Genomic DNA, 25,786 nt, shown 5'->3' on the forward strand with positions numbered 1-25,786 from the left:
GCTGCCCCTTCTTACGTACCGCGACCGGCCCGGACCCGCGAGAATGACGGACGGGGGTGCGGCGACCGGGAGGGCGTGCGGTGGGCTCGCTTGTGGTGCCCGTGGAAAACACGGTGTGCGCGTTGCGCCGGCTCGCTCCTGGTGCGGCGTTGCGCTCGCCGTCCTCCCCGGACCTCCGGGTGCTGGCGCGGGCGTTGCGTTCGTGTTCGCCGGCGGCGCTGGCTTCGGCGCGGCCGGGGCCGGTGGTGCGGGTGGTGCTGGCCGCGCAGGCGCGGGCGCTCGACCGGGCGATGACGGGGTTGTTCGGCTCGGACGCCCCGGAGGCGGCCCGGCTGGTCCGGGCGGCCCGGTTCAGCGGGCGGCGGTGCGGTGAGCTGCTGGCGCGGGTCCGGGCGGAGCCGGGGTTGCGGGCGGCGGCGCTGGGCTGGGCGTCGGCCACGGGCACGCGGCTGCTGGCCGACGAGCTGAGCGGGACCCCGCTGGTCCCGGACCCCGCGGACGGGCGGTTCGCGGCGGAGCTGACGGTGGCGGCGCTGCTGCCGCGGGCGGAGGTGGCCGGCGAGGCCGTGGCGTTCGACGGCCGCGGGTCGGGGTTCCTCGAGGCCCGGTCGCTGCGGGTGGGGGACGGCGGGTTCCGGGTCGACGTCCGGGCCGATGCCCCGGTCGAGCTGGTCGGCGACGGCGAGGCCCTCGCGCTGCGGGCGCTGTGGTGGAACGGCCTCGGCCGGGTGACCGACGACCGGGGGCACGAGTACCTGATCCTGCGGAAGGACCCGGAGGGCACGGGGGTGGTGCGCCACTGGTGTCACCCGCGCCCGGCACCGGGGGCGAAGGTGCTCCGGCTGGAGTCGGCGGGGTACCGGGGCGAGAGCCTGCGGCTGGAGTCGGCGCGGGGGACGTCGGCCGAGGTGCTGGTGAAGCGCGAACTCACGGTCCGGCTGGCCAGCTGGCCGGCCTCCTGACCACGCACGAGCGGGCCGGGTCTACTCCCCGGCGCGCGCCGGGAGGCCGCCGCCCGGGGTGTCCGGGGCGAAGCACACCTGGTCACGGCCGTTTTCTTTCGCCAGGTACACCGCCGCGTCCGCAGACTGCAGCAGCCGCTCCAGCGTGTCTCCGTGGCGGGGGTGGCGGGCTACCCCGATCGAGGTCGTCCGGTCGGCGATCGTGGCCGGATCGCCCCGCTTGTCCGTTGTCACGATATGCAACTTGGCAATCGCGACACGTATGCGTTCCGCCGCGTCCCACGTCGACTCTTCGTCGATGTCGGGGAGCAGAATGAGGAATTCCTCGCCGCCGAAACGGCCGACCAAGTCGCTCGGCCTCGTCACTTCGTCGAGGGTTTGCGCAACCGTGCGGAGGACGTCGTCACCCGCCGGATGGCCATAGGTGTCGTTAATCCACTTGAAGTGGTCGAGATCGACCATCAGCAGTGCCAGTTGATCACCCGATCGAGCGGTGCGTTCGAGTGCCCGCTCGGCCGACTCCGACCAGCCGCGCATGTTGAGAATCCCGGTTTTCGGGTCCGTCCGGACGTCGTTCTGGAGCTGGTCGAGTTCCGCGAGCCGATTGAAGACCACGGTGACCACGGCCATCACCGCCACCATCGGCGGGACGGCGTCGAGCAGGATCGCGGTCACCGCGCCGAGGCCGATGGTGATCGCTTCGAGCATGTTGTCGGCCGGGCTGCCCAGGACGTTACGGACACTGCGCCCCGCGGGCGATCCGAGCAGCAGGACCCCGCCCACGTACACGATCTGGATCGACTCGTAGATCGCGCCGGTGACGGCGATGGTGCCGAACTCGCGGAGGAAGCCGCCCCAGCCCGCGGTGCCCAGCGGGTGCGGCCCCAGCGCCGTGTACGTCAGGTGCGCGAGCGTGCCGGCGAGGCCGTGCGTAATGGACGAGAAAACGAAGTTGTGGGCCGGGCGGCGCGCGATGAACCAGTGCTGCGCCCGGATCACGGCGATGACGGAAAGCGTCAGCGGTACCGGCAGTATCATCGCCGCGGAAAACGTCCACACTGCGGTGAGGTCGATCAGCACCGTATTCGCGCGGTTGCGCCGACGCTCTTCCTGGCGCTGGGTCAGCTGAATGTGCACCGTCGCCCCGGCCGCCAGAATCGCGAAATTGATCCAGTCGTTTCCGGACGGAATCGGCGAGCGGGCGAACGCGACGACGAGAATGGCGGCCGCGACGGCTTCGGCCACGAGCATGAAGGCGACCTGCGCCGGCCGGCGGCGCCACAACGCCCAGTTGCGCGGGCGGTAGGCGTGGCCGGTTCGGACGGTCGCGAGTGGATCACCCGTCGTGGTCGCGGTCCCGTCCGTGGTCACGCCCTGTTCCGCGGTGGCTCCCCGCCGCGCCGGCTCCGCCGCGCCCGGCTCGTCCGGCGCGCCCGGGCCGCCGTCCGGTCCTGGATGCAATTGGTCACCTCCTTTCCAGCCTAGTCGCCGTCTTGAGTAATCTCATCGGTACCTGGCAGAGTGTTCACGCATTCCGCGGCCGGGTACCATCCCACAGCAACGGACTCGCCAAGGCCCCGGATGAACTGCCGGGAACGCGGCGCGAAAATTCCCGCGAGACTGTCCCCGCATGGAGGTGTCCCCCATGAGCAACCGCGACTGGTGAACCATCCGCGAATTGTCGCCCGTGTAGTCCGCGAATGCCATTCATGATCTTGGCAGCACAGAGAGGTGGCACCCGATGGCCAACCGTGACTGGTGATCCGTCCCGCTCATGACAGCCGCGGTTCCGGTTCCGCGCCGCCGACGCGGCGCCAGGACAACGCGACCGGCACCGCCAGCAGCAGACCCACCGCCCCCGCGAGCGCGATCGTCGTGTCCGCGGACCCGAGCCACTGGGCCACGAGCCCGCCGATGCCGACGCCCACACCCTGGGCCACCCGCAGCCCGGTCCGGTAGAGCCCGCCGGCGCTGCCCCGGATGTCGTTCGGCACCCACGTGATGAACGTGGCCGACACCGTGATGACGTACGCGCCCGTCGCGCCGGCCAGCGCGAGCAGGACCAGCGCGACCGCGAGGTTCGGCCGCAGCGCGAACGCCGCGAGCGCGGCCAGCGGCAGCGCGGCCAGCACCCCCAGCAGCCGGCGCCGGTGCTCCGTCGAGACGAACCGCGACAGCAGGAACGTCCCGACGACGAAGCCGAGCGGATCGGCCGCCAGCAGCCAGCCCACCGCCTCCTCGCCCGCGCCCAGCTGCGCGGCGAGCGGTGCGGCGAGGCCCTCCGGGATCACCGCCAGGCCGACGAGCCACGACAGGTAGAGCAGCACCCGCAGCCGTTCGTCGCCGAAAACCTGCCGGACGGCGCCGAACCACGGGGCGGCGCCGTCTCCCGCGGCCGGTCGCCGCAGCACCGCCAGCCGCACGGCGACGGCGGCGACCAGGAACGTCAGCGCGTCGATCGCCAGCGCCCACGACGTGCCGACGCCGGTCACCAGCAGGCCGCCGGCGGCGAGGCCGGCCAGCATCGCGGTGTTGTTCGTGATCCCGCGCAGGTCCTGGCTCTGCAGGTAGACGTCGTCGTCGCCGAAGATCTCGCGGCCGAGCGCGTTCTGCGCCGCGTTGCCCGGCGCGTTCGCCAGCCGGGCGAAGACGAAGAGGACGAACAGCCAGCCCATCGGCATCCCGGGCAGGGCCATCAGCCCGATCAGCACGGCCTGGGCGAGCGAGCCGGTCACCAGCACCGCGCGCCGCGGGAACCGGTCGGCGAGCTGGGACAACCCGAGCCCGCCGGCGAGCGCGGGCAGGAACGTCAGCGCGTAGACCACGGCCGACAGCAGCGGCGACCCGGTCCGGTCGAAGATCAGGATGGCCAGCGCGACGATGGTCAGCTGGTCGCCGAGCATCGACTGCGTTTCGGCGAACCACAGCGCGCGGAACTCGCGGTTGGCCAGGACGGCCCGGAGCCGGGGAGTCGCGCGCGTCGTCACCTCGTAACCACCGTCCCCCGATCGAGTGAATGGATCGTCCGCATTGTGCCTCGCGTGTGACGACCCCGTCCGGGGGAGTCACACCCGTCCTCCCGGAAGCACTAACAGTATGCCGCCGATTACGCGCGGGTGTCCCCGGAACGCGCGGCACTGGTCCCTTCGGAGCCGATCGGGTTACGCCGCCCCCGGGGTCCGGTGATTGGCCGTGACCGGCTCGCGGGTACCTCCGGGCTGATCGAACCGGATTCGCTCGGCGCAGAGCGGCGGCCGCTCGTCGTCGCGACGATGCCCCACTGGACCGAATGGGCCAAGACTGGACGCAGAGCCGGCCGGGGTGGACGGACCGCGCCAATGGCGGCGCGCCGCAGAGCGGGGAGACGACGATGGACGGGTTGATGCAGGGCAAGGCGGTCGTGGTGACCGGCGCCGGCCGTGGCCTTGGCGAGGCGTTCGCGGTGCACGTCGCGCGGGCGGGCGGGGCGGTGGTCGTCAACGACGTCGACGTCGAGCTGGCCGAACGCACGGCGGAGAACATCCGCGCGCACGGCGGCCGCGCCGTGGCCAGCGGGCACAGCGTGGCCGAGGCCGGGGAGGCGCAGGAGATCGTCGACCTCTGCGTCAAGGAGTTCGGCGGGATCGACGGGCTGGTGAACAACGCCGGCCTGAACTACGAGGCGCTGCCCTGGGAGGACGACGCCGAGCAGGCGCGCGAGCTCGTGCAGGTCAACGTCATGGGCGTGGTGAACACCGGCCTGGCCGCGATCAAGGCGATGGTCGACGCCGGCACCGTCGGCTCGATCGTCAACATCTCCTCGGGGGCGTCGCTGGGGCAGCGCAAGCTCGGCGTGTACGCGGCGAGCAAGGGCGCGGTCGCGTCGCTGACCTACTCCTGGGCGCTCGACCTCGAAGAGCAGGGCATCCGCGTCAACGCCGTCTGCCCGCTCGCGCACACGCGGATGGTGTGGAAGTCCGAACGCTCGCTGCGCGCGTGCCCGCCGGACCGCACGCCGGACCGGATCGCGCCGGTCGTGCTGTTCCTGCTCGGCGAGGGCTCGCACGGCATCACCGGCCAGATGATCCGGTGCAACGGGCCGCAGCTGCACGTCATGGGCCAGCCGTTCCTCAAGCAGCCGATCCTCGAGCGCCCGGTGTGGGACACCGAGACGGTGCAGAAGGCGTTCGACGAGGTCTTCTCCGCCCACCTGGAGAACTACGGCCTGGAAAAGCGCGTCCCGCCGCGGCTGCGCAAGTGGACGGAGACGACCTCGCCGCGCACCGCCTAGGAACCCGCGGCCGGCTCGGGGTCGCGGGCCGCCGCGTACAGGGCTTCGATGTCGGCCGAGTAGCGGTCGTTGATGACCCGGCGCTTGAGCTTGAGCGTCGGGGTCAGCTCGCCGGACTCGGGCGTCCACGCCTTCGGGAGCACGTGGTAGCGCTTGATCTGCTCGATCCGGGCCAGCCTGCTGTTCGCCGACTCGACCGCGCGCTCCAGCTCGGCCCGCACCGCCGGGTGGTCGGCGAGCTCCTCCGGTGCCGCTTCGACGCCGTTCGCCGCGGCCCAGCCGGGGGCGATCTCGTCGTCGAGCACGATCAGCGCCGTCACGTACGGCCGGTCGTCGCCGATCGCGACCGCCTGGCCGATCAGCGGGTGCTCCTTGAGCAGGCCTTCGACCCGGGTGGGGGCGATGTTCTTGCCGCTGGAGGTGATGATCAGTTCCTTCTTGCGGTCGGTGATCGTCACGAAGCCGTCTTCGTCGATCGTGCCGATGTCGCCGGTGGCGTACCAGCCGTCGGCGTCGGTGGCGTCGGCGATCGTCCCGTCCTCCTGGAGGTAGCCGAGGAAGACGATCGGGCCGCGCACCAGCAGCTCGCCGTCCTCGGCGACCTTCACCTCGACGTCGGCGAGGGGCTTGCCGACGGTGCCCGCGCGGAAGGACTCGCCGGAGTTCGACGTCGCCGCGCCGGTCGTCTCGGACAGGCCCCAGACCTCGCAGATCTCGACGCCGAGGCCGGCCAGGAAGTAGATGATCTCCACCGGCAGCGCGGCCGCGCCGCTGGAGGCGACGAGCACCTTGTCCAGCCCGAGCAGCGCGCGGATCGGCGCGAGCGCGGTCTCGTCGGTCTGCCGGATCTTCTCGGCCAGCTCCTCGGGCACCGGCTGCCCGGCGCTGCGCAGCTTGTAGCCCTGCTGCAGCAGCTCGTTCGCCTGCAGGAGCGCGGTGCGCTTGTCCTCGGGTACGCCGCCGAGCATGTTCTTCAGCCCGGCGACCATCTTCTCCCACACGCGCGGGACGCCGAAGAAGCTCTCCGGGTGCACCTGGCCCAGCGCGCCGACGACGCCGGCGGGGTCGGCGAGCGTGTGCACGTGCCCGGCCCACACGATCGGCAGGTAGATCGACAGCTCGCGCTCGGCGATGTGCGCGAGCGGCAGGTAGGCGATGTTCGACGCGTGCATCGGCGGGTGGTGCAGCTCGGTCACCGCGTACGCCTGGTGGATCGCGTTGCGGTGCGAGAGCACGACGCCCTTGGGGTCGCCGGTCGTGCCGGAGGTGTAGATCATCGACAGCGGGTCGTCCGGCTTGATCTCCTGCCAGGAGGCCTCGAACGCCCCGGGGTCGGCGGCGAGCGCTTCCCGGCCCCGGTCGCGCACGTCGGCGAAGGAGTGGAAGCGCTCATCGCCCTCGGGGATCGCCGCCGCGTCCATCACGACGATGTGGCGCAGGGCCGGGAGGTCGTCGAGCACCTGCCGCCAGCGCGCCAGCTCGGTCTCCCCGCCGAGCACGACGACCGGCGCCGCGCTGTGCCGCGCGACGAACCGGATCTGGTCCGGGCTGAGCGTGGCGTAGGCGGTGCACGGGATCGCGGACAGGTGCGTCGCGGCGAGGTCGGCGATGATGTGGTCCGGGCAGCCGGGTGCCATGATCAGCATCCGGTCGCCGGCGGCGAGGCCGAGGCCGGCGAGGCCGCGCGAGACCTCCGCGATCGCGGTCCGGAACTCCAGCCAGCTGAGCGTCGGCTTGCCTTCGGTGTCGAGCGAGGTGATCGCCGGCAGGTCCGGGTAGTCGACCGCGTTGCGGTGCAGCAGCCGCGGGATCGTCAGGCCTTCGGTCTGCTCGGCGACGGACGGGGTGGTCAACGCTGGCCTCCTCGGTGCTGAAGATGGCCCACACTGTATTGGCTCCCCGGCCGGGTGGATAGAGAATCGCGGCCACGCCAAACGTCCCCTTCACACCGGCTTTCGCGGTCAGCTCCCCACGACTGTCCACAGTGCACACGAGCGGTGGCGCGCGAACTCCGGTTCAATGGAGGGGAGCGCTGGGGGGAAGCGATGACGAGGTCGGCTCGGAAACTGCTCGACGAAATCCAGGCGGAGCTCGCGCCGCGCGACGAGGACAACCGGCTGGTCCCGCTGATCACCGCGGGCCGCGCACCGCGCGCGGTGTTCGCCGCGCTCGCCGCGGAGGAGAAGCGGATCACGCTTTCCGACTGGCGCAGCTTCCACGCGCTCGCGGCCCGAGCCGACGAGCCGAAGGCGCGCACCTTCTTCGGCGGCCTCGCCCCGGGGGAGCAGCAGGCGAACGCGATGCTCGACGCGTTGATCGCGGCGGCTGGTCCGGACCACGGGAAGGAACGGCCGCGCGCGGGCTGCCAGGCCTACCCCGCGTACGTCGCGTGGCTCGCGCTGAACGGCGAGTCTTCGGCGACCGCGGCGGGGATCTTCGCGAACTTCGCCGCCTTCGGCCGGTACTGCCGGGACGTCGCCGAGGGCATGCGCCGGCACTACGGCTTCGGCGACGACGCATGCGCGTTCTTCGACTTTTTCGCCGCGGACGTTCCGGAAATCGAGGAACAAGCGCTGGCCGCGATCCAGGCCGGGATCGACGCTCGCCGGCTCGACGAACGCGAAGCCCACCTCTACGCCCGGCTGTTCCAGAGCTACGAACTGCAGTTCTGGAACACCCTCGCCGACGAGTTCCCGGGCTGAGGGTCGCGGAACCGGTTCCAGGCCCCGTGCGGGTGCCACGCGCGGTGGTCGAACCACCGCGAATGCGGAATGGCGGGAATTTCGGCAGGCCGTCCGGTGAATCCGCGGCGATGGTGTCGAATGCCGCGCAATTCCGCTTTGCGGAGACCGTGAACCCCGGACGATGGACCCGGTACCGGTCGCCGTGGCAGGCCCGTGACCTTTCTCACCGAACCATCCGGCGCTTCCGTACGTAGCGGGTCCCGGCGGAGCCGTTGGGTCGATCGCACCACCGAAGAGCCTGCACCCAAGCGGTGGAACGGAAGTGGGCCTGGGACGAACGTCACGACTTTCGGTGGTGGACTTTCCAAGCGCAGGCAGCAAGTGTGGACGGGTCACCGTTCCAAGATCACGTTCTCGCCACGGACTTGACGCGCCCTGAGCGGCTGCATACCGTCGTCGCGGGCGAAGCAGACCACGGTGATGTTGATCCGGCTGGTCGGAATCCGGGTGTTGACCACCTCGGGCGACCCGAAACCATGTACTGCCGGAAGGAAAACGGACCCAGGTGAAGCAGATTTCTCTTCGACGCAACCGGGGATCCTCGATTCGGAAGCGCGTGCTCACGATCGCGCTCATCCCCAGTGTGGCCCTGCTGCTCGTCGGTGTGGCCCTCGCGGGCTACCTCATCTACGACGCGGTCACCGCGCGCGACTACACGACCAAGATCCGGAACTCGGAAGCCCCGGCGATCCCGTTCTTCGCCGCGCTCCAGCAGGAGCGCCAGGCGACGCTGAGCCTCCTGGCCGGCCAGGGCAACCAGCGCGCCGTGCTCGCGGCCATCCGGCCGAAGGTCGACGCGACCGCCGCCAAGGAGATCGAGAACCTCCGCGACAACTTCGCCGACTACGACGGGACGCCGCCGAGCGTCCAGAAGAACATCGCCACGTTCTTCGGCCTGTTCCAGCAGCTGCCGCAGACCCGCCAGGCGGTCGACGGCGGCCAGATCCAGATGCTGCAGGCGTTCACCTACTACAACAAGATCATCGACCAGTTCACCGACGGTGTCGCCGGGCTGGCGCAGAACGCCCGCGGCGCGCAGAACGCGTTCGACCGGCTGACCGCCATCCCGCTGTTCACCGCGGCGGACCAGATGCAGCGCAGTGACGCCCTCGCCGCGGCCGGGCTGGCCGCCGGCGGCCTCGGCAACGACGAGTTCCGCACCTACGTCGGCCAGGTCGGTGCCTACCACGCGCAGCTCGACGCGTCGGCGCCGAAGATGATCCCCGACGTCAAGGCGAAGTACGACCAGCTGCTGGCCAGCCAGCCGTGGCAGACGGTCACCCAGGTCGAAACCGCTTTCCTGCGCGGTGACCTGTCGAAGCTGCCGGTGGCGCAGGACCAGTGGCGCACCGCCGCCCGCCAGGTCGGCGACGCCCTGATGGGCATCTTCGTGGCGCAGAGCTCGAACGCGAGCCAGGCCGCGATCGACGACGCCGACTCGACGTTCACCGAGTCGCTGATCGCCGGTGTGGTCGCGGTCCTGTTCGCGGTCTTCGTGGTGTTCGTCGCCGTCCGGCTGTCGAACCGGCTGATCGGCCGCCTGCACCGGCTGCGCGAGGACACCCTCGACGCGGCCGAGGTCCGGCTGCCCGAGCTGGTCGCCCGCGTCCAGGCGGGCGAGCCCGTCGACCTCGAAGAGGGCGGGCACTTCCTCGACCACGGCACCGACGAGATCGGCCAGGTCGCCGACGCGTTCAACAAGGCGCAGCAGACCGCCATCGCGGCCGCCATCGACGAGGCGAAGACCAAGGAGGGCACCAAGACGGTGTTCCTCAACATCGCCCACCGCAGCCAGGTCATCGTGCACCGCCAGCTCAAGGTGCTCGACCAGGCCGAGCGCAAGCAGGAGGACCCGGAGCAGCTGGACACGCTGTTCCAGCTGGACCACCTCTCCACCCGCGCCCGCCGCAACGCCGAGAACCTCATCATTCTCGGCGGCGGGCAGCCGGGCCGGCAGTGGCGCAACCCGGTCGGGCTGGCCGAGCTGGTCCGCGGCGCGTCCGCCGAGACCGAGGACTTCGCGCGGGTCAAGACGGCCGCGCTGCCGCAGATCGCCATCCGTGGCCCGGTCGTCGGCGACCTCGTGCACCTGCTCGCCGAGCTGATCGACAACGCGACATCGTTCTCGCCCCCGCAGTCGCGGGTCGAGGTGCGCGGCAACGTGGTCGGCAAGGGCGTCGTGATCGAGGTCGAGGACCAGGGCCTCGGGCTCGAGCCGGACCAGACCGAAGAGATCAACGCGATGCTGGCCGACCCGCCGGACTTCGGGATCATGGCGCTGTCGGACGAGCCGCGCCTCGGCCTGTTCGTGGTCGCGCGGCTGGCCGCCCGCCACGGCATCCAGGTGCACCTGCGCGAGTCGGCCTACGGCGGCACCCGGGCGATCGTGCTGGTGCGCACCGACCTGCTCGCCCCGCTCGCCGAGTCCGAGCCGGAGCAGCCGATCACCCCGCCGAAGCCGGAGCTCGTCCCGAACCCGGTCGAGCCGGAGTCCGGCAACGACGAGGTCGCGCCGCTGCGCCGGCCGGTCCGCCGCCCGGCGGCCCGGCACCGCACCGAGCCGCCCGCGCCGCCCGCCCCGGTGACCCAGCCGGAGCCGGTCGTGCCCGTCGCGCCGCCGGCCCCGGCGCAGCCGCCGTCCGCGCCGACGCCGGTGTCCGTGGGGTCGGTGTCGGAGCCGGTCAGCCAGCCGACGCAGGCGCAGCCGATCGCCCCGGCGCGCCCGGCCGCGCCGCCCGCCCGGACCTCGCGCCCGGCTCGCCCGGCCCGTCCGGCCGCGCAGCAGCCGGTGTGGCCGCCGTCGGAGCCGCGACCCGCGATGCCCGAAGGCCGGCCGCAGCAGCCGCACCGCCCGGAGGCCCCGGGCCGGCCGCCGCTGCCGCAACGGCGACGCCAGCAGAACCTCGTGCCGCAGTTGCGGGAAGATAGGCCCGCACAGGAACGCGAAGAGGTCAGGCTGGACTCGCCGGAAGCCGCCCGCAGCCGGCTGTCCGCCTTCCAGCAGGGCACCCGCCGGGCCCGTGACGAAGAACCGGCTGAGAACGACGACAGGTACGGAGAGCGCGACTAATGGCCAACGTCAGTGAGCTCGACTGGCTGCTGGACGACCTCGTCAAGCGGGTCGCCGGGGCGGACCGCGCGGTGGTCCTGTCCTCGGACGGCCTGCTCATCGGGCGGTCGGGCAACCTGTCCGAGGAGGACGCCGAGCACCTGTCGGCGGTGGCCTCGGCGTTCCAGAGCCTCGCCCGCGGGACCGGCCGGCACTTCGGCGGCGGCAACGTCCGCCAGACGATGGTCGAGATGGACCACGCGTTCCTGTTCGTGACGGCGGCCGGCCGGGGCGCGTGCCTCGCGCTCCTGGCCCGCGAAGACGCGGACATGGGGCTCGTCGCGTACGAGATGAACCTGATGGTGAAGCGAGTCGGCCAGGTGCTCACTTCGGCCCCGCGGACCGGCGCCGGCGTCCAGCCCACGTCGCCATGAGCGGACGGCACGAAGCCTGGTTCGACGACGAGGCCGGCCCCCTGGTCCGGTCCTACGCGGTCACGGGCGGCCGCACGCGGTCGGACACGCTCGGGCTCGACCTCATCACGCTCGTCGTCGCGCTGCGCACGGCGCACGAAGCGGGCATGCTCGAACCGGAGTACGCGCGCATCATCGCCCTGTGCCAGCGGCCGGTCTCGGTGGCCGAGGTCGCCGCCCGCGTCGACCTGCCGCTGCCGGTGGTCAAGGTGATGCTCAGCGACCTCATCGAGCAGAACCTGGTGCTGTTCCGTACCGCGGCACCGGTCCAGGAAACCCCCAACCGACACGTATTGCAGGCGGTCCTTGATGGCATCCGGAAACTCTGACCCCCGGCGGAACCTGACCGCGACCGCGGTCAAGGTACTCATCGCCGGCGGGTTCGGGGTCGGCAAGACCACGATGGTCGGCTCGGTGAGCGAAGTGCCGCCGCTGCGGACCGAAGAGGTCATCACGACCGCGTCCGAGGGGGTCGACGACCTCTCGGGCGTCGAGCAGAAGACCACGACGACGGTCGCGCTCGACTTCGGCCGCATCACGATCAACCCGGACCTGATCCTGTACCTGTTCGGCACCCCCGGGCAGGACCGGTTCTGGTTCATGTGGGACGAGCTGGCGGAGGGCGCGCTCGGCGCCGTCGTGCTGGCCGACACCCGCCGGCTGGACAGCTGCTTCGCGGCGGTCGACTTCTTCGAGCGCCGCAACCTGCCGTTCGTCGTCGGCGTGAACTGCTTCGACGGCGCGTACCGCTACGGCACCGAGGAGGTCCGGCAGGCGCTCGACGTCGGCATGGACGTCCCGCTGCTGCTGTGCGACGCCCGCGAGCGCGAGTCGACGAAGCAGGTGCTGACCAGCTTGATGGAACACGTGATGGCGCGGTCCGACCTCGCGGCCGCCCAGGGCGGCTACTAGCCGGGCCGCGCGTCCCCGGTCAGCGCTTGATCAGGCGGTCGAGCGCGAACCGGCCCGGGCCGATCGCGGCGAACAGCAGGAAGATCCACGAGTAGACCGCGGCGGGCTCGCCCATGTTCTGCAGCGGCAGCAGGCCCATCGGGGCGTGCACGGTGAAGTAGGCGTAGGCCATCACGCCGGAGAGCAGGATCGCGGCCGGCCTGCTGGCGAGCCCGACGAGCAGCAGCAGCGCGCCGACGAGCTCGATGACGCTGCCCCACCAGCCGGGGAACGAGCCGAACGGGACGCCGCCGCCCTGGCCGTCGATGCCACCGAAGAAGCCGAATCCCTGCAGACCGTGGAAGCCGAACAGGAACGAGATCACGATCCGGCTCGCGCCGACGACGATGCCGGTGACCGGGGTGGCCTTGGCGGCGGTGCTGGTCTGGGTCTCGCGGGCGGTGGTGGTGGTCATTTCGGGGTTCCTTCCCTGGGTTCTTCCTTGCCTTCTGCCTACGCGTCGAGTGGCTTCCCCCCGGATCGACAACCCCGCGAAAAGTTTTTTCGGCCGCGTGGGTACCCGCCAAGATGATCCGCTTGGCGCTGCTCTACCCGACGCCCGACGCCGCCGAGGACGACTTCGTCGACCTCGCCGCGCGCTGTGACCCGCCGGCCCGGGTCGTCCCGGTCCACTTCCCCTGGCCGGAAGGCGTGGGCGACCTGTCCGCGCTCGGCACCGAGCAGACCTACGCCGCGGTCCGCGAGCTGGGTTCGGACGCCCACCTCGAACGGGTCATCCCGGCGCTCGACGGGTTCGACGCGGCGATCTTCGCCGTGACCAGCGCCAGTTTCCTGCACGGCGAGCACGGCGTCGGCCGGCAGCTCCGCACGCTGCGGCGGCTGACCGGGCTGCCGGTCGTCAGCACGACTTCGGCGTTCCAGCACGCCGTGCGGCGGCTCGGGCTGACCAGGGTGGCCCTGGCCTCGGTCTACCACCCCTCGGCCAGTGAGCACTTCGTCCGGCGCCTCGCCGAGGCCGGCGCGGCCACCGTCGCCCGCGTCGACGCCGACGCGTCCTCCGACCGCGAGCTCGCCGGGTGGACCGGCGACCGGATCGAAGCGCTGGTCCGGTCCTGCCGGCACGACGGGGCCCAGGCCGTGGTCCTGCCGGAGACCGCGCTGCACACCGCCGCGATCGCCGACCGGCTCGACGACGCCGCCGGCCGTCCGGTCCTGACCGCCACCCAGGTCAGCGTCTGGGCCGCCTACGACGTCCTGGGCCGTCGACCCGGCGCGCCGAACGCCGGTGTCCTGTTCGGCCGGGCGGCCGCATGCGGTTGACTGGGGCGATGGCGGGCAAACGCAGTGCCGGGCTCCTGCTCCACCGCGGGCGGGGCGAGGACGTCGAAGTGCTGCTCGGGCACATGGGCGGGCCGTTCTGGGCGAAGAAGGACGCGGCGGCGTGGTCGCTGCCCAAGGGTGAGCTCGACCCGGACGAGGAGCCGGAGCACGCCGCGCGGCGTGAGTTCGAAGAGGAGCTGGGCCTGCCGGCGCCCGCGGGTGAGTACGTCCCGCTGGGCGAGGTGAAGCAGTCGGGCGGCAAGGTCGTCACGGCGTGGGCGGTCGAGGCCGACCTCGATCCGGCGTCGGTCGTGCCCGGGACGTTCAGCATGGAGTGGCCGCCGCGCTCGGGCAAGCAGCAGGAGTTCCCCGAGGTCGACCGGGTCGAGTGGTTCACGGTGGCGGTCGCGCGCGAGAAGCTGCTGAAGGGCCAGCTGCCGTTCCTGGACCGGCTGCTGGAGCTAGTGGCTCAGTAGCGCCTCGAGCGGCTTGGCGGTGAACGACGGCAGCACGATGTCGGCCCGGCCGAAGTCGAGGCTCTCGGTGATGGCGTTCGGCACGGCGACGCAGGTCAGCCCGGCGGCCTTCGCGGAGGTGACGCCGTGCGGCGTGTCCTCGAAGGCGATGGTCTCTTCCGCCGCGGCGCCGAGCGCGTCCAGGGCGGCGAGGTAGAGGTCGGGGTCGGGCTTGGCCTGGTGGCGGTCCCCGGTGAGCACGGCGTCGAAGTAGGGCGCGATGCCGAGCCGGTCGAGGTGCGGGTTCACCCAGGCCCCGGACGAACTGGAGGCGACGGCCAGCTTGAGGCCGTGCTGCTTCGCGGTCTCCAAGTAGGTGCGGACGCCGTCCCGCGGGCCGAGCTCGTCGAGGAGTTCGAAGACGCGGGCCTTCGTCTTCGGCCGCAGCGCCTCGGGGTCGATGCCGGGGACGTGTTCGGCGAGCAGGGCGAACATGGCCGGTGTGGTGTGCTGGGTGCCGATGACGGCGTACCACGCCTCCATGGGCAGCTCCACGCCGTGGTCGAGGAAGAGCTCCCGCCAGGACTGCAGGACGGCGGACTCGGTGTCGGCGAGGGTCCCGTCGAAGTCGAAGACCAGGGCGCGGGTGGGCACGTCCTGCACCCTGCCCGGTCGGTGATCGACCGGGCAAGGGAGGTGTGACGAGGGTGGCTAGCCCAGGTAGAAGCCCGCCAGCACCGGGGCCAGCGCCGTGGCCTTCACGATGTGCGTCTGGCCCGGCAGCGTCCGGTACTCCGCCGACGGCAGCACCTTCGCCAGCGACGCCACGCCGTGGCGCATCCAGTCCGGGCTCTTGCCGCCGTCGATCGCCAGCGCCGGGACCTTCACCTCCGGCCACGCGGCCGGGAGGGGCTCGCCGGCCTGGTGGTCGAAGACCAGCGCTGTGTCGTACGGGAGCGTGGGGGCCACGCGCTTGAGCTTCGCCCAGAACGGCATGATCCGCATCAGCGCCACCGTCGCGCCGCTCAAGCCCACGCCCTCGGTCATGAACATCTTGACCGCCTTGCCGGGCTTGCCGTCGCGGAGCGCGGCGTCGAGCCGGGCCGGGTAGTCGGCCGGGACGCGCGGGCGCGTGCCGTCGACGACGAACGGCGGTTCGTACAGCGCCAGCTTCGTCACCGGGAGGGTGCGGGCCGCTTCGAGCGCCAGCGCGGCGCCGGACGAGATGCCGAACAGGAACACCTCGCCGCCGGCTTCTTTGACCAGCGCGGCGAGGTCCTCGACCTCGCGCTCGACCGCGTACGGCCCGGTGTCGCCGCTTTCGCCGCGGCCGCGCCGGTCATAGGTGTAGACCGTGAAGCGCGCGGCCAGCTCCTTCGCGAGGGCGTCGTTCGGGGACGAGCCGCGGTAGCACATCGCGCCGTCGACGAGGACGAGCGCGGGACCGGACCCGGCACGCGTGTAGGCGATCTTCGTGCCGTCGGCGGAAACCGTCGTGCTCATCGGGATTCTCCTCGCGACAGCAGGTGGGTGGACGTGGTGGCGAGCCAGGCGAAGGCGATCACGACGGCCGCCCAGAAGCCGAGGGTGACGACCGGGCTCGCCGACCCGGACGCTACGCCGGCGAAGCCCGCGAGGAACAGCAACCCGCTGAGCCGCGAGTACCACGCCCGGGCGGGCGTGAGGTGCGAGCCGATCGCGAAGCAGGCTCCGACCAGGGCGAGGAAGCCGACGCCTCCGGCGGCGAAGTGCAGCGTTCCGTGCCAGCTGATCGTCGACGGCGGGCCCGCGGGCGTGCCGGCCGGGAACCCGTCCTGCGGGTCGGCGCGGAACACACCCGCGCACAGCAGGCCGACGCCGTAGACGGTCAGCAGTCTCGGCCCCCACCGGCCGGGCAGGACACGCCGGATCCCGGCCGCGGCCGCGATCGTGAGCAGGCCGGTGACCAGGAAGTTCGCGACCTGGACGAAGCCGAGCGACCCGTTGGACAGGACGCTCGCGGGGTGCCGGGTGAAGTCGAAGCCGGCACGGGTCAGGCCTTGGAGGACGCCGGTGACGACGAAGACGGGCCCGGCGAGGACTCCGCAGGTCAGCAGCGTGCGAGTACTCGGGAGGGTGCTGGTGGGAAGCGTTGTGGAGGTCATGGCGGACAGCGTGGCATCCGACGGTCGAAACTGTCAAGACAAAAAAAGTTGTCGGTGGGCTCGCTTGCGGTGAGGCTGCCCGTCACGGCTTCAGGTCAGGCGGAGCGCAGTGTGAGGAGCGTGATCTCGCTGGGCGCGAAGACCCGGAACGGCGGTCCCCAGAACCCGGTGCCCCGGCTGTTGTACAGCTGGGTCGGCCCGTGCCGGGTCAGCCCCGACAGCGTCGGCTGGTCGAGCCGCACCAGGAGGTGGAACGGCCAGATCTGCCCGCCGTGCGTGTGCCCCGAGATCTGCAGCGCGACGCCGGCTTCGCGCGCCTGCTTGACCTGCTTCGGCTGGTGCGCCAGCAGGACCACCGGGACGTCGTCCGGGGCGTCCGCCAGCGCCGCCGCCAGGTCGGGGCCGTGGCCGGGCAGGCCCGACGCCGAGCCGGTCGGGTCGTCGATGCCGGCGAACACGATCCGGTCGCCGCCGCGCTCCAGCAGCGTCGAGCGGTTGTGGAGGGTGTCCCAGCCGAGGCCTTCCATGTGGTCGATCCAGGCCTGGGCCTCGCCGAAGTACTCGTGGTTGCCGGTGATGTAGAACCGCCCGAGCGCGGCCTGGACCCCGCCGAGCGGGTCGACCTGCTTGCGGCGCGCGGCGACCGAGCCGTCGGCCAGGTCGCCCGCGTGGCAGACGACGTCCGCCCCGAGCGCGTTGACCGCCGCGACCACCTGCTCCGACCACTTCGTCCGGTCGATCGGCCCGTAGTGGGTGTCGGTCAGCACCGCCACGCGCAGGCCGTCGAGGCCGGGGCCGAGCCGCGGGATGACGACGTCGGTCGCCTTCACCGGCGGCACCCGCATCGCGACGCGGTTGCCGTGCACGAGCAGCCCGGCCGCCACCACGAACGTTGCGCCCGCGACGATCCGCGAGCGCAGCGGGTCGTCGACGCCGAGCAGCGCGGCGCGCAGCACCAGGCTCAGGACCGACCAACTGAACAGCACCCAGATCACGGCCAGCAGCGAGTCGCCGAGCTTCGCGGCGGCGTCATGGTGCCGCGCGTGCCCGCGGAACATCGCGACCGGCATGGTGACCAGGCCCAGCGCGAACACCGCGGTACCGGCGACCGTGGCCGCCGTGCCCCAGTCCGGCGCGAGGACGAGCGTCCACCAGGGCACGGTGAACAGCAGGATCAGCGCCAGGATCGGCACGACGACGAATTGGCCTCTCATCGATTCAGGTTACAGCCCATCGGGCTCTTACCCCGGACCGCCGGGGTCGCGATTCCGCTACCCTGGGGTCTCGGAGGACAGGGGGTGACACCGGCCGTGAACACACTGCTGGAGCTGGCGTTCCCCGTCGTCGCGAGCCCGACGGCGCTGGTCGCCTTCGCCTCCATCGCCGCCGCGAGCCTGCTGGTCGTGCTGCTGGTCGGCAGCACCCACCGCGCCGAGCTCGCCCTCTGGTCGGCGCCGGTGCGCAGCCGCGCGACCGCCCTGCGCCGCCGCGCCCGGCGCGCCGAGTCGATCCGCCTGCGCGACCCCGGCGCCCCGGGACGCAGCAGGCCACGAGCACCCGGTTCCCGCAGCACGGCTGCGTAGGAACCCGTTTCGACGCAGCCATTCCGCTCACCCACACCCCTTCTGCTCATGCGGAGTGCTGCCCATGTTCGGCTTTCTCGACGTGCCCGTCGAAGGCGCGTACCACCTGATCCACGCACTGACCGGCCCGTTCTCGACCGCGCTGGCCATCGTCCTGTTCACCCTCGCCGTGCGGCTGCTGCTGCACCCCCTCGCCCGGTCGGCCGCCCGTGGCGAGCGCGCCCGGTCCGCGTTGCTGCCGGAAATCAAGACGCTGCAGGCCAAACACGGCGGTGACCGGGACCGGCTCGCCGCGGAGGTGACGAAGCTGCAGCAGGAATCCGGGACCTCGTTGTTCACCGGCTGCCTGCCGATGCTGCTGCAGCTGCCGTTCTTCACGGTCATGTACCGGCTCTTCACGACGCCGGTCATCGGCGGCGAACCCAACTCGCTGCTCGGCGCGACCCTCCTGGGGACGCCGCTGGGCGCGCACGGTCTCGCCGGCGGCCCGCTCGTGTTCGTCATCGCCGCCGGGCTGGCGGTCGTCGCGTGGTTCTCGGTCCGGCTGAACCGGCAGGCCACCGTGGACGCCCCGGGCGGCAAGCTGATCCGGCTGCTGCCGTACGGCACCGTGCTCGCGACGCTCGTCCTGCCGCAGGCCGCCGGGATCTACCTGCTCACGACGACGGCGTGGACCGCCGCGGAACGGGCGCTGCTACGACGCGGCTCGTGACCGCCGCCAGTCCGCGACGGCCTCCTCGACGTCCACGAGCGCCACCGTGAGCGGCGGGCCGGTGTGGTGGTTGAGGTAGGCCGCGCGGATCCGGTCGTTGAGGTCGTCGACGACCTCGCGCACCTGCTTCTCCGTCCGCTCACCGGCGAGCCGGCCCGGCAGGTCCTGGACCTCGCGCTTGAGCGCGAGTGCCGGCGGCAGCAACGCCTTGGTGTCGTGGCCGCCGGCGCGGACCTGCCGCAGCACCCAGTCGGTCGCCGCGTCGTTGCCGGTGGGCTTCGGCAGCGGCTTGCCGGTGCCGGGCAGGTCGTCGAACTCGCCGCGGTCGCGGGCCTGTTCGATCTGCCGGTCGACCCACCAGCGGAAGGAGACCTTGGGCGGTTTGCGTCGGGTCATGCCTCCAGAATGCCAGGTCGGACGCGCGGCCCGGGTAGGATCACCGGCGGGGAGCGAGGGGAGCGCATGACCGCCGAACGCACTGGTGCCGACGACGTGGACCGGACCCTCGCGCTGCTCTGGCGCGCCCGCGGCGGCGCGGCCGAGCCGACCCGGGGCCGCCGCCCGACGCTGACGATCGAGCGGATCGTCGCCGCGGCGATCGCGGTCGCGGACGCCGACGGGCTGGCCGCCGCGTCGATGCACCGCGTCGCCAAGGAGCTCGGCGCCGGCACCATGACGCTCTACACCTACGTCCCCGGCAAGGCCGAGCTGGTGGACCTGATGGTCGACGACGTGCTCGTCGAGCGCCGGCTGCCGGGGCCGGGCGAGCCGCGGCCGTCGGATTGGCGCGCGCAGGTGGCGCTGTACGCGGAGCGGACGCGGGACGCCTACCGCGCCCACCCGTGGCTGTGCGAGGTTTCGCGGGTGCGGCCGCCGCTGGGGCCCGGCCAGCTGGCGGGCCAGGAGTACTTGCTGTCCATCATGGACGGTCTGGGCCTGCCGCCGCGGCAGGCCGTCGCGGCGGCCAACGGGATCGGCACGTACGTCGACGCGAACGCGGCGATGGGCGCGGAGAACACCCGCCTCGAGCGCAGCACCGGCCAGTCGACCGAGGCCTGGTGGCACCAGCGCTCGTCGTTCTGGGAGAACTACTTCGTGGTCGACGCGCACCCGGCGATGAACCGCGTCTGGCTCGGCGGCGGCTTCGACGAGAGCGCGAAGGGCCAGGGGGAAGCGGCCTTCGAGTTCGGTCTCGACCGCATGCTCGACGGCATCCAGGCGATGGTCGGCTAGCGGCGGGTCCGCCACCTCGACCGGCGCCGCTCCTGCCGCGGCACCGACGGCTCGGCGGGCGCGTCGCGCAGGACGTCCCGGCAGACCGGGTCGAACCGGCCGGGCGCCTCGATCATCGGCGCCGCCAGCACCACGTGCCCGCACACCGCGCGGAACCGCCCGTCGTGCCGCCCCGCCGCGAACTCGTCCTCGGTGACGGCGTGGGTGTAGCCGTCGGTGTCGCAGCGGATGTGCACCAGGAACGGCTCCACCGGGCTCACCCCGTCGGGCTGGTCGTGGTGGACTCGGTGGGCGTGCTCGCCGAGTCGGCGGCGGTGCTGGTGGGCGCCGCGCTGCTGGTCGCGGGCGTGGTCGGCGTCGTCTCCGGCGGCGTGCTGGACGACGGCGGGGTCGAGGTCGGGTCCGTGGTGGGCGTGCTCGGCTTCGTGGTCGGGCTGCTCGACGTCGGTGACGTGCTGGTCGGCGGCGTGGTCGTGACCGGCAGCGAGCCCGGCGGCTGGGCGGCCACCGGCGGCGCCGGCGGGGCGGGCGCGCCGACCGGGCCACCCGCGGCGGCCGCGTCCGGGGCGTTCGGCGTGCCGATCGGGACCTGGCTGTCGGGCAGCTGGGCGACCCCGGTCCGGTAGGCCGTGGCCCACGCCAGTACGGTGTCCACATAGGACTGCGAGTTGTTGTAGCGGCGGACGGCCAGGCGCTGGCCCGCATCCGTCGACAGGTCCAGTCCGCCCGAGCAGAGGTAGCGCGCGGTGGCCAGGGCCTCGTCGTAGATGTTGTTCGGGTTCGACACGCCGTCGCCGTTGCCGTCGGAGGCGTAGCCGCGCCACGTCGACGGGATGAACTGCGTCGGGCCGACCGCGCGGTCCCAGACCGGGTCGCCGTCGTACTTGCCGCCGTCGGTGTCCGGGATCGCGGCGAACGCGCCGGCGCCGTTGAGCACCGGGCCGAGGATCGGCTCCAAGGTGTCGCCGTTGGCGTTGACGTACCCGCCGCGCGCGTGGTTCGACTCGATCCGGCCGATGCTCGCGATCAGGGCCCAGTCCAGGTGGCAGTTCGGCTGCTCCTTGGCGAGGATCTCGGCGGCGTTCTTGTAGGCCTTGAGCATGCTGGCCGGGATGCCGAGCGGCCCGGAGATGCCCGCGGAGCCCGCGTGCCCGCCGGGCACGACCAGCGGGGTGGGCAGCGGCGGCTGCGGGAGGCTGCCGTCGACGGCGACGGGCGGCATGACGACGTTGGGCTGCTGCAACGGGACGGCCTGGTCCGGCAGCGCGTTCCCGCTGTTGGCGACGACGACCGGCACGGGCAGGCCGGTGGTCAGCGTCGGCAGCACGACGAGCGCCCCGCCCGCGAGCGCGGCCGCGGCCCGGCGGACCGCCCGCGAGCTCTTGCGACGTGGCCGGTGCTTCGCCATGTGCGTCCCCGCTTCCCTCGATCTTCGCTGATCGCCTCACCCGATCGGCCTCACCCACCGGTACTGACCGGTAGGAGCAAGCTATCCGATGGAACCAAACTTTGGCGAATAGCACAGCGAAATCGGGGCGGCGAAGCGAAGTTCGTCCTGATGGCACAAAACCTTCGTAGGGAATCTGTCACATTCACCAGGACTTAACGAGGCCCTGGGGAGAGTTTGTCCTCGAGGACACCCGGAAGGGCAATCCCGCGGTGCCTCACGTCCGAAGTGAACCGCCGGACGAGTGGATCCGACGGCGTCGCGGTGAACGTTACGACGTCCCGGTGCAGAGCGGGCTTCAGTCGGCGCAGCGCCCCCGGGAACGTGCGGGTCAGCGCGGTCGTCGGGACCAGTGCGACCCCGAGCCCGGCCGCGGCGAGCTGGGCCGCCGTCGCCGCCTGCTTCGTCCGCATCACCGCGCTCAGCACGGTTCCGCGCCGCGCCGCCTCTTCGTCGAGCCAGGCCCCGAGGCCGTTGTCCGGGTGGTAGTGCACCACCGGAAGCCCGGCCAGGTCGGCCATCGGTACCGCCGCCCGCGTGGCGAGCGGGTGGTCGGCGGCCAGCGCGACGACGACCTCCTCGCGTCCCACCAGCTCCGTGTGCCCGGGCCAGTGGCTCGGCCGCGGGCCGGCCGCGACGTCCGCCTCGCCCGCTTCCAGGGCCGCCACCAGCGCGTTCGCGCTCGTCGTTTCGGTCAGCGTGATCAGCACGCCGGGCCGGTGCCGGTGCCAGGCCCGCAGGACAGGAGCGAGCAACCCGGCGGTCATGCTCTCCGCGCACGCGATCCGCAGCGTGCCCTCGCCGCCGGCGGCCACCGCGCGGCCGGTCCGGACCACGCGGTCCGCGGCGGCCAGCGCCGCCCGGGCGTCGGCCAGGATCGCGCGCCCGGTCGCGGTCGGCCGGACCCCGCGCGGCAGCCGTTCGAGCACCGGCGTGCCGAGTTCCCGTTCGAGCGCGCCGATCTGGTGGGACAGCGCGGGCTGCGACAGGTGCAGCCGCGCGGCCGCCTCGGTGATCGACCCGGCGTCCAGCACCGCGACCAGGCACTCGAGGGCGCGCAGCGTAGGCATTCGCCGATTCTATCGCAGCCATCGAAAACATTCGGATCGCGACGGGATGGATCCGGCGGTGTTCCGCGCTGACTCCCGGTGTGCGCAACGGAAGGAGCACGGAAATGTCGTTCGAAGGAAAGCGGCTGGTCGTCGTCGGCGGGAGTTCGGGGATCGCGCGCCGGATCGCGGTGGACGCGCACGCGGCGGGCGCGGAAGTCGTCTTGGCCGGGCGGGACCCCGCTCGGATCGCCGTTCCCGGTATTCGCGCCGCATTCGCGGACCTCGGGGAAGAATCGTCGCTGAAAGCGCTTGCCGACGAGGTCGGCGAACTCGATTACCTCGTCACGCTCGCGGCGGCGCCGGCGAACGGGCCCGTCTCGGAGCTTTCGCGGGACGCGGTCGTCCGGGCTTTCGACGCCAAGGTGATCGGGCCGCTGCTGCTGGCCAAGCAGTTCGCGCCGCGGTTCCGGGACGGCGGCGCGATGGCGTTGTTCTCCGGCGTCGCGGCGTGGCGGCCGGCGCGTGAGCGGGTCGTGATGGCCACGACCAACGGCGCGGTCGCGTTCCTCGCGGAAGCGCTCGCGGTCGAGCTCGCGCCGATCCGGGTCAACGCGGTCTCCCCGGGCATCGTCGACTCCGGCGCGTGGGACCGCCTCGGCGAGGGGAAGGACGATTTCTACCGCCGGACCGCGGAAGCGAATCCGGCGCGCCGGGTGGGCCACCCGGCGGATGTCGCGGCGGCGACGCTGCAGGTGCTGGCGAATCCGTTCGTCACGGGCACGGTGCTGCACGTGGACGGGGGCGGCAGGCTCGGTTAGAAACGCTGGGTGAACGAGCCTTTACAGGACCCTCGACCATTCCTATGATCGGCCGTCCGGACGTGGTTGCCCGCGTCCGGTCGGCCCAGGTGGAGGGTTTGATGGCACGCAGGGCTCCGCACGGCGACGCGGTCACGGTCGCCGAACTGCTGGTCCGGTCCGCGGTGGACGGTCGTCACCGCGAGCCTCCGCGGCACCGCGAAAAACCGCAGGCACTGCGGTCGATGGCCCGGTTGCGGGTGTTGTCGGTGGTCGCCGGCGCGCTGGCGCTGACCGGCGGCGTCGCCACGGCGGTGTCGATGCCGGTCGAGCGCGGCGCGGGAGCGACCTGGCCACCGGCGGGGCTGGAACCACCGGCGGCCGCGCTGGTGCCGTTCCCGGCCGACGTCGTCGTGCCGCCCGCTCCGAAATCCGCTCCTCCGACCGGACATTCCGATGAAGTCGCGCCTCCGATCGCGCAGCCGGTTTCGAATTCCGGAACCGGGCCGGTGCACCGCGGAAACCTGGCGAAGGCGGTCAAGATCGTCGGCAAGGTGAAGCCGCAGAAGCTTTTGAAGGTGCCGGGCCCGCCGCCGTCGAAGAAGGCGGCCCCGGTGCGGCACGAGATCCCGGACTTCTCGGCGTGGTGGCGTGGGTGGGTCGCGCAGCAGCCGCGGTCCCACGGCCGGCACGACGGCTGCGGGCGCCATCGCCGGTGAGTCAGAGCGGGATTTGGTACTGCATGAAGCCCTTGTCGAGCGCGATCTGGTCGTAGAGCCGCCGCGCGGTCGCGTTCGAGGTGTGCGTGTGCCAGTAGACGCGGACGCAGCCTCGCGCCCGCGCCCACGCGGCGACGGCTTCGATGAGGGCCCGGCCGGCCCCGCGGCCACGGGCTTTGTGGTCGGTGAACAGGTCCTGCAGGTAGCAGACGTCGGCGGAGGTCGTGCTCGGGTGCGTGAAGAAGTGCGCGATCCCGACGAGTTCGTCGTCGAGCCACGCGCCGAGCGCGTGCATCCGTTCGCCGCTTTCGAACTCGCGCCAAGCGCGGTCGACGAGTTCGGGCGCGAGTGTCCTGCCGTAGAACGTGTTGTAGCCGGCGAACAGGTTTTCCCAGGCGGGACGGTCTGCCGCGGTGAGGCCCCCAGTGGTGATCACGCGCCGAGGCTAACGCAACTGGCCAGTAAGGTGACGAACCCGAATCAGATTCATAGAATCATCAGCCATCAGGTCCCAACCCAGCGGAGGTCACCGATGGCGCGCACGGCGCACCGTGCCAAGGGCAAGCCCGTGACGGTGGGAGAGCTGATGCTCCGCCCGGACGTCCACGGCAGACGCCGGCCCGAGGATCTGGAGGTGCTCGAGCTGGCGTACCGGATGCGCCGCCGGGTGGGACCGGAGCCGGTGGTCGCGCAGACGTCCCGGTCTCGGGCGCTGGCGGCGGTCACGGGTCTTTTGCGGCGGATGGGGCGGTAGGTTCGCGCGGCTCGATGGCTCGCGGCCAGTCCTGCCCGCTGTGCCGCCCTCGTGCGCGATCTTCGTTGAGTAGGGCTGACCCGGCCTGAGGTTCGCGGGCGGCGGGGTACCGAGGCGCTCGCGGCTCTGGGGGGCTGGTCGTTGGTGGGGCGGTGACGCTCACCGTGGCCGGGATGGTGCGGTCACCCCGGAACCGCCGGTGGCGGGAGCGACTGTGAGCGTGGGTGCGGGCCCGTAGCCGGTGGCTGCGGGTCTTTCGCGTTGGTCATGGGTAGCGTGCAAGAGACACATTCAATGCAGCATACTGCTCGAAAACGCGCCCAAAAGAGCACGCGACTGCGCGGAACGAAGCCCGGAACGAGGGAGTACGGTCCATGGCCCGGCACCAAAGACTCACCACCCTCCTGGAGCTGCTGGGCCAGCGGGAAAAGATCGACGTCGAGGAGGTCGCCGTCGAGCTGGGTGTCTCGGCCGCCACCATTCGGCGGGATCTCGACCACCTTGCCGAACAACAGCTGCTCACCCGTACTCGCGGGGGCGCAGTTGCCAATGATCTCGCCTATGACCTTCCCCTGCGGTACAAGACCGCCCGGCACGTCCCCGAGAAGCAGCGGATCAGCAACGCCGCCGCCGCGTTCGCCGCCAAGGGCATGGTTGTCGGTCTCAACGGGGGGACCACCACCGCCGGTGTCGCTCGCTCGCTCGCCATGCGGTCCGATCTCGACAGCCGGGGGGATGCCGCCGGCCTCACCGTCGTCACCAATGCCCTGAACATCGCGCACGAGCTCGCCGTGCGGCCGAACGTCAAGATCGTCGTCACCGGGGGCGTCGCGCGGCCGCAGTCCTTCGAGCTCAGCGGGCCGCTCGCCACCCGGGTGCTCAGTGAACTCACCATCGATCTGCTGTTCCTCGGCGTCGACGCCTTCGACGCCGACGCCGGTGCGTTCGCCCACCACGAAGGCGAGGCCAGCATCAACCGGCTCATGGTCGAACGTTCCGAGCGCGTGGTCGTCGTCGCGGACGGGTCCAAGCTCGGCCGGCGGGCCTTCGCGCGGATCTGTGAAACCACCCAGGTCCACGCCCTCGTCACCGATACCGACGCCGACCCCGAGGCCGTGCGGGCGTTCGAAGCCGCCGGGGTCGACGTGCGAACCGTCTGA

General features: G+C 72.0%; 29 protein-coding genes. 16 read left to right on the top strand and 13 right to left on the bottom strand.

Going from position 1 to position 25,786, the window contains the following annotated elements:
- Nucleotides 1-80: 80 nt before the first annotated feature.
- Nucleotides 81-962: a hypothetical protein gene (locus tag ACWEVP_RS18170; protein WP_452063687.1), complete on the top strand. Its 882-nt coding sequence runs from the start codon at nt 81-83 to the stop codon at nt 960-962.
- Nucleotides 963-983: 21 nt separating this feature from the next.
- Here ACWEVP_RS18170 and ACWEVP_RS18175 read toward each other — a convergent pair whose 3' ends face one another.
- Nucleotides 984-2,423 carry a diguanylate cyclase gene (locus tag ACWEVP_RS18175; protein WP_452063688.1) on the bottom strand — a complete coding sequence of 480 codons (1,440 nt, stop codon included), beginning with the start codon at nt 2,421-2,423 and terminating at the stop codon, nt 984-986.
- A gap of 311 nt (nt 2,424-2,734) precedes the next feature.
- Nucleotides 2,735-3,949: an MFS transporter gene (locus ACWEVP_RS18180; RefSeq protein WP_452063689.1), complete on the bottom strand. Its 1,215-nt coding sequence runs from the start codon at nt 3,947-3,949 to the stop codon at nt 2,735-2,737.
- Nucleotides 3,950-4,332: 383 nt separating this feature from the next.
- Between ACWEVP_RS18180 and ACWEVP_RS18185 the strand changes: the two genes are divergently transcribed.
- On the top strand, nt 4,333-5,232 hold the full coding sequence (locus ACWEVP_RS18185) for an SDR family NAD(P)-dependent oxidoreductase (protein WP_452063690.1): 900 nt from the start codon (nt 4,333-4,335) through the stop codon (nt 5,230-5,232).
- On the opposite strand, the gene ACWEVP_RS18190 is transcribed toward ACWEVP_RS18185, so the two are convergent.
- Complete coding sequence (locus ACWEVP_RS18190; protein WP_452063691.1) at nt 5,229-7,085, bottom strand: AMP-dependent synthetase/ligase; 1,857 nt, start codon at nt 7,083-7,085, stop codon at nt 5,229-5,231. The genes ACWEVP_RS18185 and ACWEVP_RS18190 overlap by 4 nt on opposite strands.
- A 192-nt stretch (nt 7,086-7,277) precedes the next feature.
- On the opposite strand from ACWEVP_RS18190, the gene ACWEVP_RS18195 reads away from it, so the two are divergent.
- The 5 genes from ACWEVP_RS18195 to ACWEVP_RS18215 all read left to right on the top strand — a co-directional run bounded on the left by ACWEVP_RS18195 (nt 7,278) and on the right by ACWEVP_RS18215 (nt 12,410).
- Nucleotides 7,278-7,934 (top strand): transcriptional regulator, encoded by a 657-nt coding sequence (locus ACWEVP_RS18195; protein WP_452063692.1) that lies wholly within the window; start codon nt 7,278-7,280, stop codon nt 7,932-7,934.
- A 598-nt stretch (nt 7,935-8,532) separates the two neighbouring features.
- Nucleotides 8,533-11,046 (top strand): sensor histidine kinase, encoded by a 2,514-nt coding sequence (locus ACWEVP_RS18200; RefSeq protein WP_452063693.1) that lies wholly within the window; start codon nt 8,533-8,535, stop codon nt 11,044-11,046.
- Entirely contained in the window at nt 11,046-11,459 is a 414-nt protein-coding gene (locus ACWEVP_RS18205; RefSeq protein WP_072476758.1) for a roadblock/LC7 domain-containing protein, read from the top strand. Before ACWEVP_RS18200 ends, ACWEVP_RS18205 begins: the two co-directional genes overlap by 1 nt.
- Complete coding sequence (locus ACWEVP_RS18210; protein WP_072476759.1) at nt 11,456-11,827, top strand: DUF742 domain-containing protein; 372 nt, start codon at nt 11,456-11,458, stop codon at nt 11,825-11,827. Before ACWEVP_RS18205 ends, ACWEVP_RS18210 begins: the two co-directional genes overlap by 4 nt.
- On the top strand, nt 11,808-12,410 hold the full coding sequence (locus ACWEVP_RS18215) for a GTP-binding protein (protein WP_004561734.1): 603 nt from the start codon (nt 11,808-11,810) through the stop codon (nt 12,408-12,410). Before ACWEVP_RS18210 ends, ACWEVP_RS18215 begins: the two co-directional genes overlap by 20 nt.
- A 19-nt stretch (nt 12,411-12,429) precedes the next feature.
- On the opposite strand, the gene ACWEVP_RS18220 is transcribed toward ACWEVP_RS18215, so the two are convergent.
- The gene (locus ACWEVP_RS18220; RefSeq protein WP_452063694.1) at nt 12,430-12,864 is read right to left on the bottom strand and encodes a DoxX family protein; all 435 of its coding nucleotides are present in this window, start codon (nt 12,862-12,864) and stop codon (nt 12,430-12,432) included.
- A 122-nt stretch (nt 12,865-12,986) separates the two neighbouring features.
- On the opposite strand from ACWEVP_RS18220, the gene ACWEVP_RS18225 reads away from it, so the two are divergent.
- Both ACWEVP_RS18225 and ACWEVP_RS18230 read left to right on the top strand, forming a co-directional pair.
- Entirely contained in the window at nt 12,987-13,730 is a 744-nt protein-coding gene (locus ACWEVP_RS18225) for an aspartate racemase/maleate isomerase family protein (RefSeq protein WP_452063695.1), read from the top strand.
- A gap of 8 nt (nt 13,731-13,738) precedes the next feature.
- Complete coding sequence (locus ACWEVP_RS18230) at nt 13,739-14,206, top strand: NUDIX domain-containing protein (protein ID WP_452063696.1); 468 nt, start codon at nt 13,739-13,741, stop codon at nt 14,204-14,206.
- Here the strand turns inward: ACWEVP_RS18230 and ACWEVP_RS18235 are convergent.
- The 4 genes from ACWEVP_RS18235 to ACWEVP_RS18250 all read right to left on the bottom strand — a co-directional run bounded on the left by ACWEVP_RS18235 (nt 14,192) and on the right by ACWEVP_RS18250 (nt 17,543).
- Nucleotides 14,192-14,839: an HAD family hydrolase gene (locus tag ACWEVP_RS18235; protein WP_452063697.1), complete on the bottom strand. Its 648-nt coding sequence runs from the start codon at nt 14,837-14,839 to the stop codon at nt 14,192-14,194. The genes ACWEVP_RS18230 and ACWEVP_RS18235 overlap by 15 nt on opposite strands.
- A 57-nt stretch (nt 14,840-14,896) precedes the next feature.
- Nucleotides 14,897-15,688: an alpha/beta fold hydrolase gene (locus ACWEVP_RS18240; RefSeq protein WP_452063698.1), complete on the bottom strand. Its 792-nt coding sequence runs from the start codon at nt 15,686-15,688 to the stop codon at nt 14,897-14,899.
- Entirely contained in the window at nt 15,685-16,329 is a 645-nt protein-coding gene (locus tag ACWEVP_RS18245) for a DUF998 domain-containing protein (protein ID WP_452063699.1), read from the bottom strand. Before ACWEVP_RS18245 ends, ACWEVP_RS18240 begins: the two co-directional genes overlap by 4 nt.
- Nucleotides 16,330-16,424: 95 nt before the next feature.
- Nucleotides 16,425-17,543 carry a metallophosphoesterase gene (locus ACWEVP_RS18250; protein WP_452063700.1) on the bottom strand — a complete coding sequence of 373 codons (1,119 nt, stop codon included), beginning with the start codon at nt 17,541-17,543 and terminating at the stop codon, nt 16,425-16,427.
- Between the two features lie 96 nt (nt 17,544-17,639).
- Here ACWEVP_RS18250 and ACWEVP_RS18255 point away from each other — a divergent pair, with 96 nt between their 5' ends.
- Entirely contained in the window at nt 17,640-17,912 is a 273-nt protein-coding gene (locus tag ACWEVP_RS18255; protein WP_452063701.1) for a DUF6412 domain-containing protein, read from the top strand.
- A gap of 64 nt (nt 17,913-17,976) precedes the next feature.
- On the top strand, nt 17,977-18,624 hold the full coding sequence (locus tag ACWEVP_RS18260) for a YidC/Oxa1 family membrane protein insertase (protein WP_452063702.1): 648 nt from the start codon (nt 17,977-17,979) through the stop codon (nt 18,622-18,624).
- On the opposite strand, the gene ACWEVP_RS18265 is transcribed toward ACWEVP_RS18260, so the two are convergent.
- Nucleotides 18,607-19,020: a DnaJ family domain-containing protein gene (locus ACWEVP_RS18265; protein ID WP_452063703.1), complete on the bottom strand. Its 414-nt coding sequence runs from the start codon at nt 19,018-19,020 to the stop codon at nt 18,607-18,609. The two genes, ACWEVP_RS18260 and ACWEVP_RS18265, sit on opposite strands and share 18 nt — an antisense overlap.
- A 66-nt stretch (nt 19,021-19,086) precedes the next feature.
- Here ACWEVP_RS18265 and ACWEVP_RS18270 point away from each other — a divergent pair, with 66 nt between their 5' ends.
- A complete protein-coding gene (locus ACWEVP_RS18270; RefSeq protein WP_452063704.1) occupies nt 19,087-19,857 on the top strand; it encodes a TetR/AcrR family transcriptional regulator in 771 nt (256 codons plus the stop codon).
- Here the strand turns inward: ACWEVP_RS18270 and ACWEVP_RS18275 are convergent.
- The 3 genes from ACWEVP_RS18275 to ACWEVP_RS18285 form a co-directional block, all read right to left on the bottom strand.
- Complete coding sequence (locus tag ACWEVP_RS18275; RefSeq protein ID WP_452063705.1) at nt 19,854-20,108, bottom strand: hypothetical protein; 255 nt, start codon at nt 20,106-20,108, stop codon at nt 19,854-19,856. The two genes, ACWEVP_RS18270 and ACWEVP_RS18275, sit on opposite strands and share 4 nt — an antisense overlap.
- Nucleotides 20,109-20,113: 5 nt before the next feature.
- Nucleotides 20,114-21,265, bottom strand: coding sequence for a lytic transglycosylase domain-containing protein (locus ACWEVP_RS18280; RefSeq protein WP_452063706.1), 1,152 nt, complete (start codon nt 21,263-21,265; stop codon nt 20,114-20,116).
- Between the two features lie 194 nt (nt 21,266-21,459).
- Nucleotides 21,460-22,374, bottom strand: a complete 915-nt coding sequence (locus tag ACWEVP_RS18285; protein WP_452063707.1) for a LysR family transcriptional regulator — start codon at nt 22,372-22,374, stop codon at nt 21,460-21,462.
- A gap of 104 nt (nt 22,375-22,478) precedes the next feature.
- Here ACWEVP_RS18285 and ACWEVP_RS18290 point away from each other — a divergent pair, with 104 nt between their 5' ends.
- Both ACWEVP_RS18290 and ACWEVP_RS18295 read left to right on the top strand, forming a co-directional pair.
- Nucleotides 22,479-23,174, top strand: coding sequence for an SDR family oxidoreductase (locus tag ACWEVP_RS18290; protein WP_452063708.1), 696 nt, complete (start codon nt 22,479-22,481; stop codon nt 23,172-23,174).
- Nucleotides 23,175-23,275: 101 nt separating this feature from the next.
- On the top strand, nt 23,276-23,872 hold the full coding sequence (locus tag ACWEVP_RS18295; RefSeq protein WP_452063709.1) for a hypothetical protein: 597 nt from the start codon (nt 23,276-23,278) through the stop codon (nt 23,870-23,872).
- Between the two features lies 1 nt (nt 23,873).
- Here the strand turns inward: ACWEVP_RS18295 and ACWEVP_RS18300 are convergent, their stop codons facing one another.
- Nucleotides 23,874-24,308 (bottom strand): N-acetyltransferase family protein, encoded by a 435-nt coding sequence (locus ACWEVP_RS18300; RefSeq protein ID WP_452063710.1) that lies wholly within the window; start codon nt 24,306-24,308, stop codon nt 23,874-23,876.
- A gap of 96 nt (nt 24,309-24,404) precedes the next feature.
- Here ACWEVP_RS18300 and ACWEVP_RS18305 point away from each other — a divergent pair, with 96 nt between their 5' ends.
- Together ACWEVP_RS18305 and ACWEVP_RS18310 are read left to right on the top strand one after the other, a co-directional pair.
- Nucleotides 24,405-24,626, top strand: coding sequence for a hypothetical protein (locus ACWEVP_RS18305; protein WP_452063711.1), 222 nt, complete (start codon nt 24,405-24,407; stop codon nt 24,624-24,626).
- A 374-nt stretch (nt 24,627-25,000) separates the two neighbouring features.
- On the top strand, nt 25,001-25,786 hold the full coding sequence (locus ACWEVP_RS18310) for a DeoR/GlpR family DNA-binding transcription regulator (RefSeq protein ID WP_452063712.1): 786 nt from the start codon (nt 25,001-25,003) through the stop codon (nt 25,784-25,786).

It is taken from the genome of Amycolatopsis sp. NPDC003865, from assembly GCF_053605345.1.

Coding starts and splice junctions, on each gene's coding strand:
- ACWEVP_RS18185 (WP_452063690.1), top strand. CDS start 4,333: ATGGACGGGTTGATGCAGGGCAAGGCGGTCGTGGTGACCGGCGCCGGC.
- ACWEVP_RS18195 (WP_452063692.1), top strand. CDS start 7,278: ATGACGAGGTCGGCTCGGAAACTGCTCGACGAAATCCAGGCGGAGCTC.
- ACWEVP_RS18205 (WP_072476758.1), top strand. CDS start 11,046: ATGGCCAACGTCAGTGAGCTCGACTGGCTGCTGGACGACCTCGTCAAG.
- ACWEVP_RS18210 (WP_072476759.1), top strand. CDS start 11,456: ATGAGCGGACGGCACGAAGCCTGGTTCGACGACGAGGCCGGCCCCCTG.
- ACWEVP_RS18215 (WP_004561734.1), top strand. CDS start 11,808: ATGGCATCCGGAAACTCTGACCCCCGGCGGAACCTGACCGCGACCGCG.
- ACWEVP_RS18220 (WP_452063694.1), bottom strand. CDS start 12,864: ATGACCACCACCACCGCCCGCGAGACCCAGACCAGCACCGCCGCCAAG.
- ACWEVP_RS18230 (WP_452063696.1), top strand. CDS start 13,739: ATGGCGGGCAAACGCAGTGCCGGGCTCCTGCTCCACCGCGGGCGGGGC.
- ACWEVP_RS18240 (WP_452063698.1), bottom strand. CDS start 15,688: ATGAGCACGACGGTTTCCGCCGACGGCACGAAGATCGCCTACACGCGT.
- ACWEVP_RS18245 (WP_452063699.1), bottom strand. CDS start 16,329: ATGACCTCCACAACGCTTCCCACCAGCACCCTCCCGAGTACTCGCACG.
- ACWEVP_RS18250 (WP_452063700.1), bottom strand. CDS start 17,543: ATGAGAGGCCAATTCGTCGTCGTGCCGATCCTGGCGCTGATCCTGCTG.
- ACWEVP_RS18260 (WP_452063702.1), top strand. CDS start 17,977: ATGTTCGGCTTTCTCGACGTGCCCGTCGAAGGCGCGTACCACCTGATC.
- ACWEVP_RS18265 (WP_452063703.1), bottom strand. CDS start 19,020: ATGACCCGACGCAAACCGCCCAAGGTCTCCTTCCGCTGGTGGGTCGAC.
- ACWEVP_RS18270 (WP_452063704.1), top strand. CDS start 19,087: ATGACCGCCGAACGCACTGGTGCCGACGACGTGGACCGGACCCTCGCG.
- ACWEVP_RS18280 (WP_452063706.1), bottom strand. CDS start 21,265: ATGGCGAAGCACCGGCCACGTCGCAAGAGCTCGCGGGCGGTCCGCCGG.
- ACWEVP_RS18285 (WP_452063707.1), bottom strand. CDS start 22,374: ATGCCTACGCTGCGCGCCCTCGAGTGCCTGGTCGCGGTGCTGGACGCC.
- ACWEVP_RS18290 (WP_452063708.1), top strand. CDS start 22,479: ATGTCGTTCGAAGGAAAGCGGCTGGTCGTCGTCGGCGGGAGTTCGGGG.
- ACWEVP_RS18295 (WP_452063709.1), top strand. CDS start 23,276: ATGGCACGCAGGGCTCCGCACGGCGACGCGGTCACGGTCGCCGAACTG.
- ACWEVP_RS18305 (WP_452063711.1), top strand. CDS start 24,405: ATGGCGCGCACGGCGCACCGTGCCAAGGGCAAGCCCGTGACGGTGGGA.
- ACWEVP_RS18310 (WP_452063712.1), top strand. CDS start 25,001: ATGGCCCGGCACCAAAGACTCACCACCCTCCTGGAGCTGCTGGGCCAG.